General features: G+C 66.8%; 11 protein-coding genes. 4 read left to right on the forward strand and 7 right to left on the reverse strand.

The genetic code is table 11. From position 1 onward, the window contains the following. Window positions 1-22: 22 nt before the first annotated feature. A complete protein-coding gene (locus B5F70_RS04160; protein WP_087204312.1) occupies window positions 23-2,119 on the reverse strand; it encodes an NAD(+) synthase in 2,097 nt (698 codons plus the stop codon). A 226-nt stretch (window positions 2,120-2,345) separates the two neighbouring features. On the opposite strand from B5F70_RS04160, the gene B5F70_RS04165 reads away from it, so the two are divergent. After that, entirely contained in the window at window positions 2,346-3,341 is a 996-nt protein-coding gene (locus B5F70_RS04165) for a hypothetical protein (protein WP_087204313.1), read from the forward strand. Between the two features lie 112 nt (window positions 3,342-3,453). Then, entirely contained in the window at window positions 3,454-4,731 is a 1,278-nt protein-coding gene (locus B5F70_RS04170; protein ID WP_087204314.1) for a hypothetical protein, read from the forward strand. A gap of 176 nt (window positions 4,732-4,907) precedes the next feature. Here the strand turns inward: B5F70_RS04170 and B5F70_RS04175 are convergent, their stop codons facing one another. The 3 genes from B5F70_RS04175 to B5F70_RS04185 form a co-directional block, all read right to left on the reverse strand. Next, window positions 4,908-5,804, reverse strand: a complete 897-nt coding sequence (locus B5F70_RS04175; RefSeq protein WP_087204315.1) for an ROK family protein — start codon at window positions 5,802-5,804, stop codon at window positions 4,908-4,910. Window positions 5,805-6,048: 244 nt separating this feature from the next. Further along, window positions 6,049-7,728 carry an energy-dependent translational throttle protein EttA gene (gene ettA / locus B5F70_RS04180; RefSeq protein WP_087204316.1) on the reverse strand — a complete coding sequence of 560 codons (1,680 nt, stop codon included), beginning with the start codon at window positions 7,726-7,728 and terminating at the stop codon, window positions 6,049-6,051. A gap of 190 nt (window positions 7,729-7,918) precedes the next feature. After that, complete coding sequence (locus B5F70_RS04185; RefSeq protein ID WP_087204317.1) at window positions 7,919-8,293, reverse strand: hypothetical protein; 375 nt, start codon at window positions 8,291-8,293, stop codon at window positions 7,919-7,921. A gap of 351 nt (window positions 8,294-8,644) precedes the next feature. On the opposite strand from B5F70_RS04185, the gene B5F70_RS04195 reads away from it, so the two are divergent. Next, on the forward strand, window positions 8,645-9,442 hold the full coding sequence (locus tag B5F70_RS04195) for a tRNA threonylcarbamoyladenosine dehydratase (RefSeq protein ID WP_087204319.1): 798 nt from the start codon (window positions 8,645-8,647) through the stop codon (window positions 9,440-9,442). Between the two features lie 5 nt (window positions 9,443-9,447). After that, on the forward strand, window positions 9,448-10,233 hold the full coding sequence (locus tag B5F70_RS04200) for a TatD family hydrolase (RefSeq protein WP_087204320.1): 786 nt from the start codon (window positions 9,448-9,450) through the stop codon (window positions 10,231-10,233). A 27-nt stretch (window positions 10,234-10,260) separates the two neighbouring features. On the opposite strand, the gene B5F70_RS04205 is transcribed toward B5F70_RS04200, so the two are convergent. From B5F70_RS04205 to pgi, 3 genes are all read right to left on the reverse strand, one after another. After that, window positions 10,261-10,938, reverse strand: coding sequence for an HAD family phosphatase (locus B5F70_RS04205; protein ID WP_087204321.1), 678 nt, complete (start codon window positions 10,936-10,938; stop codon window positions 10,261-10,263). Window positions 10,939-10,941: 3 nt separating this feature from the next. After that, window positions 10,942-11,778, reverse strand: a complete 837-nt coding sequence (locus B5F70_RS04210) for a Cof-type HAD-IIB family hydrolase (RefSeq protein ID WP_087204322.1) — start codon at window positions 11,776-11,778, stop codon at window positions 10,942-10,944. 182 nt (window positions 11,779-11,960) lie between these two features. Then, window positions 11,961-13,655 (reverse strand): glucose-6-phosphate isomerase, encoded by a 1,695-nt coding sequence (pgi, locus tag B5F70_RS04215; RefSeq protein ID WP_087204323.1) that lies wholly within the window; start codon window positions 13,653-13,655, stop codon window positions 11,961-11,963. Window positions 13,656-13,761: the final 106 nt, after the last annotated feature.

A 13,761-nucleotide genomic window follows, 5' to 3' on the forward strand; every position in this document is an offset into this window, starting at 1 on the left:
CTCCTCCAGATAAAGCCCTTGGCTATGCAAGGCGGTCGATCTCGGCGAGCCAGATACGAGCCGAGGCGTCGCTCGGCATGCGCCAGTCGCCGCGGGGCGAAAGCGTGACCGAGCCCACCTTGGGACCGTCCGGCAGGCAGCTCCGCTTGAACTGCTGCGCGAAGAAGCGCCGGTAGAACACGCGGAGCCAGGCGAGGATCGTCTCCCGGTCGTACGCGCCCGCAAACGAGCGGCACGCCATACGGAAGATCTTGCCCGGCGCAAAGCCAAAGCGCAGCAGGTAGTACAGGAAGTAATCATGCAGCTCATAGGGACCCACGAGGTCCTCGGTCCGCTGCGCGATCTCGCCGTCGCCCGTGGGCGGCAGAAGCTCGGGCGACACCGGCGTGGCGAGGATGTCGCGCAGGGTCGCCTCGATCGTGCCGCCAAAGGCCCCTGCGGCGTAGTCCATCAGATGGCGCACGAGGGTCTTGGGCACGCTCGCGTTGACGGCGTACATGCTCATATGGTCGCCGTTGTAGGTCGCCCACCCGAGGGCGAGCTCGGAGAGGTCCCCCGTGCCGATGACGAAGCCGCCCCGGCTGTTGGCGAGGTCCATGAGAATCTGCGTGCGCTCGCGCGCCTGGCTGTTCTCGTAGGTGACGTCGGTGACGGCGGGGTCGTGCCCGATATCCGCGAAATGCTGCTCGACCGCCTTGTGAATCGAAATCTCGCGAAAATCGACGCCGAGGGACTCCGCGAGCGTCTGGGCGTTGGTCTTAGTGCGCGTCGTGGTGCCGAAGCCCGGCATGGACACCGCGGTGATGCCCGTGCGGTCGAGCCCGGTGAGGTCGAAGGCGCGCACCGTCACGAGCAGCGCGAGGGTGGAGTCGAGCCCGCCCGAGAGCCCGATGACGGCGCGCTTGGTGCCGGTGTGGCCTAAGCGCGTGGCGAGGCCGTGGGCCTGCAGGTTCAAGATCTCCTCGCAGCGCTCGGCGAGGTCGCCGGCATCGGCCGGCACAAACGGCGCGGGCGGAAAGACGCGATCGATCGCAAGGGCATCGCGCATGAGCGCGGGCGTCGCGAGCGTGCCTTCAGCGGAATCAGCCGCCCCGCACCGAGCCGCAGCCTCGCCCTCGACGCCCTCCCCCGCCGCTCCGCAGGCCCCCGCAAAGGAGAAGTGCACCTCCTGCATGCCGCCGCGGGCAAAGGCCGGACGCTGCCAGGTGGTGGTGCGCCGCCGCTCCGCCATGAGGCGGTCGAGGTCGACGTCGGCCACCGCCGCCGCGCAGGAGAAAAGCGGGGTCTGCGCCAGCAGGCTGCCGTTTTCCGCCACGAGGTTCTCGCCGGCGAACACGAGGTCAGTCGTGGACTCGCCCTCGCTCGCATCGGCGTAGGCGTAGGCGCAGAAGAGCCGAGCGCTCTGTGTGCGCACGAGTTCGCGCCGGTAGGCGGACTTACCGATGATCTCGTCCGAGGCGGACAGGTTCAAGATGATGGTCGCGCCCTGCACGGTCGCCATGTCGGTCGAGGGCGGGGCGGCCACCCAGAGGTCCTCGCAGATCTCGACGCCTATACGCACGTCCTCCATGCCGGCGTCGGCGCACCGGTAAACGATGCGCGCGCCGACCGGCACGCCATCCTGCCCGGCGAACGAGACGAACCTCACCGGGTTTACCGGTGCCGGCGTGAACCAACGGCGCTCGTAGAACTCGCTGTAGTTAGGCAGATTGCTCTTTACGGTGAGACCGAGGAGCCGACCCGCGCAGCACACAGCGGCGCAGTTGTAGAGGGCCTCGCCGCAGGGGACGGGCAGGCCCACGGTAAAGAGGAGGGGCAGCTCGCGCGTCTCGGTAAGGATGCGCTCCAAGGCGCGTTCGCACGAACGCAAAAGCACGCGATCGAAAAAGAGGTCCGCACAGGTGTAGCCGGTAAGCGTGAGCTCGGGCAGCACGAGGGCGCCCACACCGGCCTCTGCCGCACGGCGCACCTCGGCGAGCACGGCCTCGGCGTTGCCCTCGACATCGGCCACGCGGATCTTAGGGCTGGCGGCGGCGATGCGGAAGAACCCGTCCCCTGCCCGCTCATGGCACACGCTCGCCCCGAGCCCCGCCGCCCCGGTCTCGTACAGCTCCTCCATATGAACCCCTCTCGCCGTGCGCACAAGGCGCCGCGCGCGAAGGTGCGGCGCCCGATTTCTTCTGAGGATATTGTACCGTCTGGCGCGGACATGCGCGGGCATCCCGCCGTGCGGGTAAGACCTCTGTGAAATCAGCGATACGCCCCGCACGGGAGCGCCGCCGCGCGCTACCGTGGGGCACGCGCGCAACGATGCACATCACAGCCATGAGCGGAGGTTTCAGAACATGGCGTCTTCATATACCGACCTTGACCGGCAGCGCACGCGGGTAGTCCCGCGCGCAGATGGCGATACGCCCGCGGCCACGCAGGCCAGCTCCATCGGCAACACCCAGCTCATCCCCCGGGAGAAGCCCGGACTCTTCGAGGGGATCTCGCTCGCGCAGATCATCGCCGGCGCGGCGGCGGCAGCCACCTCGATGGTGCTCGCCTCGCACATCGGTATCGGCGGCTCGGTCATCGGCGCGGCGGTGAGCTCGGTTGTGACCGTCGTCTCCTCGCAGCTCTACCGCCGCTTTCTGGATGCGAGCGCCGAGAAGCTCAAGCGGGGCGGGGCGGTCGTGCGCGACGAGGTCCTGCCGGGTGCGCGACGCGGGACGCAGGCGACGGGGGCTCCGACTGATGACGCCACCCGCGTGATGCCGATGACGCAGACGGCAGGCGATACGCCGGTGCGCGGGGCGCGCGTGGCGCCGCGCAAGCTGCAGGCCCGCGCAGCCGCGGAGCGCGCCGCGACCCAGCACAAGGTCGTCGCGTTCTCCGCCGCCGTCGCCGTCGCGGCCGTCGCGCTCTGCGCCGCGGTCATCCTGCTCACCACCGCGGGCGCGGGCATCGGCACCAAGACGACGTCGCTCTTCGCGCCGGCGACGGTGGAAGACGCCTCGTCGGTGGCGCCGACTACCGGCACCGGCACCAACAGCGCCCCCGCAGACGATAGCGGCCCCGATACCGAGGCAGTCTCGCCCGAAACCCCCTCTTCCGCAACCGGCACCACAGGCGACGGCGGCGCGGCAACGACGCCGACCACACCAGATACAGGAGGCACGGGTACGGGCAACAACGCGACGGGCAGCACCGGAGACACGACAGGCGGCAGCTCAGGTACAGGCACGGGCAACGAGGGCCCGACGGGCGACTCGACGGGCACGTCCTCCGACTCCTCCACCTCGGGAACGGGCACGACCGGCGGCACCGGCACGGGCGGCGCGTCCGCCGCGTCCTAGGCCCGACGCCGCGCTGTCCCGCGCGACGGGCCCCGTGCGGGGCGGGCGTCGGTCCCCAGCCGGGGCGCGCTGATGCTAAGATGGAGCACGGACAACTGGCGAAGGGACACCCATGAGCACACGCGCGCAGACCCCGGCGTTGACGCCGGGCAACCATATCTACCTCTACCGGCTTTTGCGCGACGCCCTCGGCGCCGGCAAGCAGACGTTTCTGCCCGCCGTTGAGGAAGCGCTCGCCGCCGAGCACTTCGAGGCGGCCGACCTGGGCTTTGCGACCACGCGCGAGCTGCTGGAAGAGCTGGACGACTTCATCTCCCTCAAGGTATTCAAGGGAAACCGCATCTACGCGACGGTGATCGCACAGCCCGCCTGGGACGAGGCGCTCGCCGCCGGCGACGCGCCCAAGGATGCGGCGAAGGCGGGCGGCAAGTCGTGGAAGCGCAAGAAGGCGGACAAGACGCTCCGTGCCGTAAAGCCGCGCCGCGTGAAGCGCCCCGAACCCGAGGCCCCAGCCGAGACAGCACCCGCGGCGGAGGCGGAGACGGAGATTGAGACCGCTGCCGCCGAGGCGGAAGCCGAAACCAGGGCTGAGATCACGCCCGAAACGGCAGCCGAAACCGCGTCCCACGAGGACGCGGTGTCAGCGCCGGGCGGTACCGCCCCCGAGCAGGCGTCCCCCATCGAGCCGGAGCCCGAGGGACGCGCCGAGGACGAACCGGAGCCCGTTGCTGTCGCCGAGGCTGCCGCCGCCAACACCGATGCGGCAGAAGACGGCGCCTCACCGGAGCCCGGGCAGCCGCAGCCGCCTGAGCCGGAGCCCCGCATCTCGCTCACCATCGTGTACGACCCGACTGAGGACGAGCCGGCATCGGCTGCCGACGACCCGGCAGAGGCCGGCGCCGCAGCGGTAGAGGCCGCCCCGACGGCAGACAGCACCCAGGGCGCGCCGGCCACCGGCGAGGGCAGCGCCGCCGATGGCGCACCGACCCCTCAGCCCGCGCCCGAGCCGGCGCTCCGACCGGCCCCCCAGCCCGCACCCGTATCCGCATCCGAGCCCGCAGCATCCGTCACGGCGACGCCGGAGCCGCCCGCGGCAGACTACCCGCTCGACTTTGCCCGTGAGGTCTACTGCCCCGGCGACCTCCTGCTCGCCCTCACGCACCTCCTCCCCTACGGGGCAGACGTGCTCGGGATCTTGAGCTCGTACTTCGACATCGCCCGTCTCAACGGCACCCTGGTCGGCGCCCGCTCCCGCGCAACCTTCCCCGTCGCCTACATCCGCGAGGGCGCACGCCGCGAGGTCCTCGTTACCATCAAGCGCCGCGGCGCCAAGGCCGTCTCGGCAGACGGCGCCGCGTGGGCGGTCGCCTCGGTCGAGCACGACGATTAGCGCGCCGCCCGCACCTCCGGCAAGCCCCGCTACGGGAAAACCGTTCTTACGATCATCCTTCCCGCGATCGTAAGAACGGTTTTTTCATCTGCTCCCCCGCGCCCGCCGCACGGGGGAGCCATGTTCCATCGCCGTGAGACGCCGCGCAGAGCGCTCGCGACGCACGACGCTGCGAGCTATGCCTCCAGTGCGCGGCGCGCGAGCTCGAGGCCGCCGAGGATTCCCTGGTTGCCCTCGAGCGAGTTGTTGACGATGTAGTTATCCAGGTCGTCCATCTCGGGCGTCACCAGGTAGTTGTTGAGGTACTCGGCCACCTTCTTGCGGGCCACCTGGACGATGGGCGTGTGGTCCGCCACGCCGCCGCCGATGATGATCTTCTTGGGCGCATAGCAGAGGATGAAGTCCATGAGGGCCTGGCCGAGGTAGCCGCCCAGAAGGTCCATGGCGAAGTCGTCGGTCGCGAGCTCGCTCGCCCGCACGCCGCCCCAGCGCTTCGCCACGCCCGGACCGGCGATGAGGCCCTCGAGGCAGTTGGCGTGGAACGGGCAGCCCGACTCACCCTCGGGCATAGGGTCGCGCGGGTCGCGCGTGAGCAGGACGTGGCCGCTCTCGGGGTGCATCATGCCGTGGATGAGCTTGCCGCCCACCATGACGCCGGCGCCCACGCCGGTGCCGATGGTGAGGTAGCAGACGTCCTCGAGCCCCTGGGCGCAGCCGAACGTGACCTCACCCAAGCAGGCGATGTTGACGTCCGTGTCGTACCCCATGGGAATGTCGAAGCGGCTCTTGAGCGTACCGAGCAGATCGAAGTCGCGCCACGCGAGCTTGGGAGTGGTGAGGATCTGACCGTAACGCGGCGACGCCGGATCGACCGCCGTGGGGCCGAAGGCGCCCACGCCGAGCGCCGCCACGCCCCGCTCGGCAAACCAGTCGGCGCACGCGCGCACCGTCTCCTCGGGTGTGGTCGTGTCGAAGCGCCCGCGCTCGACGATCGTGCCGTCCGCATAGCCCGTGGCGCACACCATCTTGGTACCGCCCGCCTCGAGCGAACCCAGAAGAACCTTCTCCGCCATTGTCTCTCCCCTCACCGGAGTACTAAAAGGAAAATTGCTGCCAGAATAGCACAGGGCCCGCCGACACTTGCCGACGGGCCCGTCTCTGACTTCATTTAGTAGTATTTGCTACCCACATGCGCGCGGGGTTCCATGGCAAGGCGGCGCAATGGGCGCCACGAGGCACCGGACAGCCGTGCTCGCCGCGCCCATCGAAACGGCCGCGGCATCCACAACGACGCAGTGCCACCTCCGCCGTCGCATCCTAGTCGCGCGTGAGCTTGCGGTGGATGCGGTGCGGCTGCGCGGCGTCCTCGCCAAGACGCGCCACGCGGTTCTCCTGATAGGCGGCGAAGTTACCCTCGAACCAGTACCAGTTACCCGGGTTCTCGTCGGTGCCTTCCCATGCGAGGATGTGGGTCGCCACGCGGTCGAGGAACATGCGGTCGTGGCTGATCACCACCGAGCACCCCGGAAACTCGAGAAGCGCCGCCTCGAGCGACGAGAGCGTCTCGACGTCGAGGTCGTTCGTCGGCTCGTCGAGCAGCAGGAGGTTGCCTCCCTGCTTGAGCGTGAGGGCGAGGTTCAGGCGGTTGCGCTCGCCGCCGGAGAGCACGCCGGCGCGCTTCTGCTGGTCGGACCCCTTGAAGCCGAAGCTCGCCACATAGGCGCGGCTCGGGACCTCGGTCTCGCCCACGAGCATCTTGTCGGTGCCGCCCGAGACGACCTCCCAGAGCGTCTTGTCAGGATCGATGCCGGCGCGGTTCTGGTCGACGTAGGAGATCTTCACGGTCTCGCCGAGCGTGATGGAGCCGCTCGTGGGCTCCTCCTCGCCGATGATCATCTTGAAGAGCGTCGACTTGCCCACGCCGTTGGGGCCGATGACGCCCACGATGCCGGCACGCGGCAGCGTGAAGCTGAGGTCGTCGATGAGCACGCGGCCATCGAACTCCTTGTGCAGGTGCTCGACCTCGAGCACTTTGGCGCCCAGGCGCGGGCCCACGGGGATGCGGATGTCCGTCCAGTCGAGCTTCTGGCTCGCGCGCGCCTCCGCCTCCATCTCCTCGTAGCGGGCGAGGCGCGCCTTGTTCTTGGCCTGACGGGCCTTAGGGGAAGAGCGCACCCACTCGAGCTCGGAGGCCATGCGCTTGGCGAGCTTGGCGTCGCGCTGGCCCTGAGCGGCGATGCGGGCCGCCTTGGTCTCGAGATAGGTGGAGTAGTTGCCCTTGTAGGGGTAGAGGTGCCCGCGGTCGACCTCGCAGATCCACTCCGCCACGTTATCGAGGAAGTAGCGGTCGTGCGTGACGGCGAGCACGGCGCCGGGGTAGTTCTTGAGGAAGTGCTCGAGCCACAGCACCGACTCCGCGTCGAGGTGGTTGGTGGGCTCGTCGAGCAGCAGCAGGTCGGGAGCCTCGAGCAGCAGCTTGCAGAGCGCCACGCGACGGCGCTCGCCTCCGGAGAGGACCGAGACCGGCATGTCGGAGTCGGGCAGCTGGAGCGCGTCCATCGCCTGGCCGAGCTTTGAGTCGATATCCCAGCCGTCGGCTGCATCGATCTCATCCTGGAGCTTGCCCATCTCGGCCATGAGGGCGTCAAAGTCCGCGTCGGGCGCGGCCATCTCCTCACCGATCTGATTGAAGCGGTCCACCTTTGCCAGCAGGTCGCCAAAAGCCATGCGCACGTTCTCGATCACGGTCTTGTCGTCATCGAGCGGAGGCTCCTGCTCGAGGATGCCAACGGTGTAGCCGGGCGTGAGGCGCGCCTCGCCGTTGGAAACTTCCTCGATGCCCGCCATGATCTTCAAGAGCGTCGACTTGCCCATACCGTTGGGACCCACGACGCCGATCTTGGCGCCCGGGTAGAAGCTCAAGGTCACGTCGTCCAGGATGACCTTGTCACCATGGGCCTTACGCGCCTGGTACATCTGGTAGATGAACTCTGCCATTGAAACTCCTTGTCCTACTGCACGGGACCGCACACGCGCACCCAGCCAGTTAGCATCCGCCGGCGGCGCACACGCGCTCCCGCACTCTTTTGCTCCGCACCATACTCTCAGGTAGCGCGCGCAAACGCGAGTGCGCCCGGCTGTCTCCATCACGAAACCAGAGGCTGATGCGGACCCTCCTCGCAGAAGACTATCCCTCTCTCGCAATGACCGATACGCGCTGGGGCGAGAGCCCGATCAACGAGGCGATATCTCTCAGCGTCAATCCTTCCGCCTGAAACAACCTGATAGCCCTTTTGGTCATGTCAGAGGATTCTTTTTGTAGCGCTTCGGCTTTCGCACGCGTCTCCCCCAGTTCCCGCAACATTATCTGGGCGTCCTCGTCCAAGACGGGAACCACCTCGACATGCGAGACATCCTTGTTCAACAGGGAGGCAGCATCCAAGACCATCCGCTCGACCTGATCAAGCCTCTTCGCCTGCGTGAACAGACCGGGAATCTCGGGGACAGAAATCGCCCACCAGCCATTTGACCTCGTAACGCGCGCCGTAACATCAATTGCCATCGTTACCTCCGAACAGATACGTAAGAATCGCCCGAGCCGTAATCTCATTCACCTCGTTATGCCGAGGTATGGTCGTCGTCCGTCCACCAACCGAAACTTTCGCGTGACTGGAGCCCTCGCTCCAAATCACTGGCAAACCCTGTTTGCGAGCAAGGTCTCGAATGCGCTTCCGTAGCATGCGGTACTTCATATCCATCCCTATTGATAGCATAAGTCAATGGCCATTTACAAAAGTGATACCTCCCATCAGAACTAAATCCGTCAGCTGAACGTGTGTTCGTATGTTCTCATGTCGTGCGGACAAAACCCGGTGCGTTACAATGCCAGAAACTGCAACCGAAAGGGCCGGTCATGAATCTTGAGCAGGGTGAGACGCCGCTATCGACGGATGCCCATGAGACACCCACCTCGCGCCTCGAGCTTGTATGGGGTGCTCCCGGGCTCGCGGGTCTCGCCGCCTCGACCGTCATGGTCCTCGGCTGCGGAGGCGTGGGCTCCAACTGCATCGAGGCGCTCGCGCGCGGCGGCGTAGGCACACTCGTCGTGGTCGACGGCGACGCGGTTGCACCCTCCAACATCAATCGGCAGGCCATCGCCTACACCACAACCGTCGGCCGTCGCAAGGTCGAGGTGACCGCAGAACTTGTGCACGCCATCAACCCCGTCGCACGGGTGATCGAGCTCGACCGGTTTGTGCGCGCAGACGACGTCGAGGGTCTCTTTGCCGAGGCGCTTGCCGGTGTCGGACGTATCGACTACGTGGTTGACGCGATCGACACCGTCTCGGCCAAGCTCGCTATCGCCGAGTGGGCGGAGCGGACCGCAACGCCGCTTATCGCCAGCATGGGTGGAGCGAACAAACTCGACCCCGAGAAGCTCCGCATCTGCGACATCGCGCAGACCTCGCACGACCCGCTCGCGCGCATCGTGCGCAAAGAGTGTCGCCGCCGCGGCATCCGACATCTCACGGTGCTCTCGTCCTTTGAGAAACCGCGTGCGCTGCCGGTAACAGGCGCAGAAGACGCAGATGCCACCGACTCACTGAGCGAGGGCCAGCGCCCCACCCTCGGCACCGCCTCGTACCTGCCGCCCATCATGGGGCAGATGATCGCGGGACACGTTATCCGCAACCTCGTCCAGGGCGTGTGAGAGCCATGACCTGGCGCCTTGTGGACATGCACTGCCACCTCGACCGCATGAGTAACGCGGACGAGGTCGCGCGCGACGCGGCGGCGCACGGCATCGCCATTTTCGACACGCCGGTTACCCCTGCTGACACGCTCGCGGCCCAAGAGCGCCTCGGCGCGCACACCAACGTGCGCGTGGGCGCGGGCCTGCACCCCTGGTGGCTCGCCGACGGCCGGTGCGGCGCCGCCGACGCCGACCTCACGGCAGAGCTTGCGGGCGAGCTCGCCTATATAGGTGAGGTGGGACTCGACTTTGGGCGCCGCGGGGGCAACACGCAGGAGCTGCAGATCGCCGCGTTCGAGGGCATCTGCCGCGCTATCGCAAAACACCCGCTCCCCCACCGCGTCATATCCGTCCACGCTATCCACGCCGCAACGACAGCGCTCGATATCCTCGAGCGCACGGGCGTTGCGGGAGTGGATGCGCGCCCCGGCACATCGGTGATCTTCCATTGGTTCAGCGGAAGCTCTGAGGAGTTTGCCCGGGCGCGGCGGCTCGGCTGTTACTTCTCGGTAAGCGAGCACATGCTCAAAAGCAAGCGCGGGCGCGAGTACGCCCGGCAGCTGCCGGAAGGCAGGCTTCTGCTTGAAACGGACGCCCCGCCGGGGCTCGACGCCCCCTACAGCGCAGACGCCCTCGAGGCCTCCCTCACACGAGCGCTTGCAGCCATCGCAGAGATTCGCGGCACATCGCAAGAGGCGCTCGGCAGCATCATCGCCGCAACGAGCGCATCTCTTCTAAACCTCAGTTAGCAGGCAACCTGCCTGCAGGAACAGCAGCTACCCGAACAGGCGCGGCGCCGCCTCCAGGATGTCGTCCACGCGGTCGATGATGGCGTCCGCCGCGTCCTGTGAGAAGCCGAAGCGCTCCTCGCGCTTGGCGAACACGGTGAGACCGGCGCGCTTGCCGGCGGTGATGCCCGGGACCGAGTCCTCGATGCAGCAGCACGCCTTGGCAGGGAGGCCGAGCTTGGCGAGCGTATGGAGGTAGATGTCGGGGTCGGGCTTGCTCTCGGTGAAGTCCACACCCGAGACAATCACTTCGAACGCGTCAGAAAGCCCGCACGCCGCCAGCACCGTGCGGATGTTGTCGAGAGGCGACGACGAGGCGAGCGCCACGCGCACCCCGCGCTCCTTGAGGCCGGCGATGCCCTCGTGCACGCCCGGGTTCAGCAGCGCAGCGTAGTCGCACTCCTGCGTCTGGGCCCATGCGTCATAGGTGCGGGACGCCTCGTCAACGGTCATACGACCTCGACCTGCGCGCTCGTACCAGTCGACGAGCATGCGCAAAAACGCCTGCGTGGACTGGCCGACCTGCGCGTCGAGCTCCTCATCGGTCACATCGATACCCAGGCCGTCCGCAAAGATGCGCAGCTCGTCCCAGTAATAGCGCTCCGTGTCGACGATCACGCCGTCCATGTCGAAGATGACAGCGGCAAACGGAAAGTCGTCTCTCATGCCCTACCCCAGAATCTTCTCGAGGGCGAGTGCGATGCCGTCCTCGTTGTTGGAAGCGGTGACCATGTCGGCAACCGCCTTGGTCTCGTCGATGGCGTTCGCCATGGCAACGCCCGTGCCCGCCCATGCGATCATGGCCGCGTCGTTCTGACCGTCGCCAAACGCCGCGACCTCAGTGGCGTCGATGCCGAGCTTGGGAAGCGCGCCGGCAAGGGCATGCGCCTTGTTGATGCCGGGCGCCATGAACTCAAAGTAGAAGTCCGCCGTGAACATGCCGGAGAGCCGGTCGCGGAAGGGTGCGTACATCTCCTCCCAATGGGTGGCGAGGTAGGTATCCGTGCCGGCGGTCAGGATCTTGTCTTGCGGATGGTCGAGCACCTCGGCAAGATCGCGCACCTCGCAGATCTTGAGGTCGCACGCGTCGCGCTCGTACTTGACGATGTTGATGGGGCGACCCTTGTGGAGAATCTCGCAGCGGTAGGCGTCCTCAACGTAGAGGTGCTCGCCCTCCGTCACCCACGGGATGACGTCGAAGTCGCGCAGGTGGTCGAGAAGCGCGCGCATGTCCTCCACCGCCATGGGCTGGTCAAAGAGGACCTCGTCGGTCTCGGCATCTACCACGTGCGCACCGTTGAAGGCGACAAGCAGGCCGTGGTAGCGGTCGAGCTCAAGCTCGCGAGCAAGCGCGCGCAGGCCCTGCACCGGGCGCCCCGAGGCGAGGATGACGCGGATGCCCGCACGCTGGGCGGCAAACAGCGCCTCCTTGGTGCGCGGGGTCACGACCTTCTCGTCGTTGGTAAGCGTTCCGTCAATATCGAGCGCGATCGCCTTGATTGCCATGGCCTTCCTTTTCGTCGCGAGCTTTCACACGAGGGCCATGGTACCACGCCGGAAAGCATCCGGGCGCCGTACGGGCGAGAGCTTACCCGCGCTTTTCATAGAACGCTCAGCGCACAACAATAAGGCGGCGGCACCCAAAGGATGCCGCCGCCGGAATGCCTCATACGAGATGCCGAACCACCTTACTTGCGGTGCGCGCGATAGAACTCGATGAGCGACTTGGTGGAGGCGTCCTGATCGGCCAGCGCCGCGTCGTCGTGGAAGGCCGGGGTGATCTGCTTGGCGAGCTGCTTGCCGAGCTCGACGCCCCACTGGTCGTAGGAGTCGATGCCCCACACGGTGCCCTCGACGAAGGTGATGTGCTCGTAGACGGCGATGAGCTCACCGAGCGAGAACGCGGTCAGGCGGTCGCCGAAGATCGAGGTCGTCGGGCGGTTGCCGGTAAAGACGCGCGCCGGGACGATCTCCTCGGGCGTGCCCTCGGCACGGACCTCGTCGGCGGTCTTGCCGAAAGCGAGCGCCTTGGTCTGGGCGAGGAAGTTGCCGAGGAACAGCTCGTGCACATCCTGGCCGCCGTCGGTCGCGGGGTTCTCGGTGTTCACGAAGGCGATGAAATCGGCCGGAATCATGGCCGTGCCCTGGTGGATGAGCTGGTAGAAGGCGTGCTGGCCGTTGGTGCCGGGTTCGCCCCAGAAGATCTCGCCCGTATCGCAGGTAACCGGCGTGCCGTCCCAACGGACCTGCTTGCCGTTGGACTCCATGGTGAGCTGCTGGAGGTAAGCCGGGAAGCGGTGCAGATACTGGTTGTAGGGCAGCACCGCGTGGCTCGCCACACCGAAGAAGTTGCGGTACCACACGTTGATGAGGCCCATGAGCGCAACGGCGTTCTGCTCGAGCGGGGTGTTCTGGAAGTACTCGTCGATGGCGTGGAAGCCAGCGAGGAACTCCTCAAAGCGCTCGGGACCGTACACGACGATGAGCGAGAGGCCCACGGCGGAGTCGACGGAGTAGCGGCCGCCGACCCAGTTCCAGAAGCCAAAGGCGTTCTCGGGGTCGATGCCGAAGTCGGCCACCAGGTCGAGCGCCGTGGAGACGGCGACGAAGTGCTTGGCGATGGCCTCGGCGTTCTGCGCATCGGACCCGTCGATGGCGCCCTGCTCTTTCAGGTGCTCGAGCATCCACGCCTTGACCTCGCGCGCGTTGGTGAGGGTCTCGAGCGTGGTGAACGTCTTGGAGACGATGATCACGAGCGTGGTCTCGGGGTCGAGGCCCTTGACTTTCTCGGCCATGTCATTGGGGTCGATGTTGGAGATGTAGCGGCAATCGATGCCGGCGTCCGCAAAGGGCTTGAGGGCCTCGTAGACCATGACCGGGCCGAGGTCGGAGCCGCCGATGCCGATGGAGACGAGATGCTCGATGCGCTTGCCCGTAACACCCTTCCACTCGCCGGAGCGGACCTTCTCGGCAAAGGCGTACATGCGGTCGAGCTCGTGGCGGACATCCGCCACGGCGTCCTGGCCGTCGACCATGATGGTGCCGGCCTCCTCCGCCGGACGGCGGAGCGCGGTGTGCAGCACGGCGCGGTCCTCGGTGGTGTTGATGTGCACGCCAGCATACATCTGGTCGCGGCGTTCCTCGAGGTTGACGGCGCGCGCAAGGTCGCACAGGAGCTGGACCGTCTCATCGGTCACCAGGTTCTTGGAGAGGTCGAAGCGCAGATCGTTCACGTCAAAGGTAAGCTTCTCCACGCGGGCGGAGTCTGAGGCGAACCAGCTTTTAAGGCTGATGCCCTCCCTCTGCAGGGCATCGTAATGGTTCTTGAGCGCCGCCCAGGCAGGGGTCTGAGTGGCATCGATCGGTGCGGGAACACAGGACATGGGATCCTCCCTTTGCAACGGGTCTCTGCTGCCTTGCGCAGGGTCCACCACCCCGCGACATAGCTATTGCTATCTTAGCGCAGCGGCGCGGCGCGGACACCGTCAT

It is taken from the genome of Collinsella sp. An268 (assembly GCF_002159765.1).
GTDB lineage: Bacteria > Actinomycetota > Coriobacteriia > Coriobacteriales > Coriobacteriaceae > Coprousia.

Bases quoted from the DNA above. Each gene is read 5' to 3' on its own strand.
- B5F70_RS04175 (WP_087204315.1), bottom strand. From the start codon at position 5,804: ATGGCGGAGAAGGTTCTTCTGGGTTCGCTCGAGGCGGGCGGTACCAAG.
- ettA (WP_087204316.1), bottom strand. From the start codon at position 7,728: ATGGCAGAGTTCATCTACCAGATGTACCAGGCGCGTAAGGCCCATGGT.
- pgi (WP_087204323.1), bottom strand. From the start codon at position 13,655: ATGTCCTGTGTTCCCGCACCGATCGATGCCACTCAGACCCCTGCCTGG.
- B5F70_RS04170 (WP_087204314.1), top strand. From the start codon at position 3,454: ATGAGCACACGCGCGCAGACCCCGGCGTTGACGCCGGGCAACCATATC.
- B5F70_RS04210 (WP_087204322.1), bottom strand. From the start codon at position 11,778: ATGGCAATCAAGGCGATCGCGCTCGATATTGACGGAACGCTTACCAAC.
- B5F70_RS04165 (WP_087204313.1), top strand. From the start codon at position 2,346: ATGGCGTCTTCATATACCGACCTTGACCGGCAGCGCACGCGGGTAGTC.
- B5F70_RS04185 (WP_087204317.1), bottom strand. From the start codon at position 8,293: ATGGCAATTGATGTTACGGCGCGCGTTACGAGGTCAAATGGCTGGTGG.
- B5F70_RS04160 (WP_087204312.1), bottom strand. From the start codon at position 2,119: ATGGAGGAGCTGTACGAGACCGGGGCGGCGGGGCTCGGGGCGAGCGTG.
- B5F70_RS04200 (WP_087204320.1), top strand. From the start codon at position 9,448: ATGACCTGGCGCCTTGTGGACATGCACTGCCACCTCGACCGCATGAGT.
- B5F70_RS04205 (WP_087204321.1), bottom strand. From the start codon at position 10,938: ATGAGAGACGACTTTCCGTTTGCCGCTGTCATCTTCGACATGGACGGC.
- B5F70_RS04195 (WP_087204319.1), top strand. From the start codon at position 8,645: ATGAATCTTGAGCAGGGTGAGACGCCGCTATCGACGGATGCCCATGAG.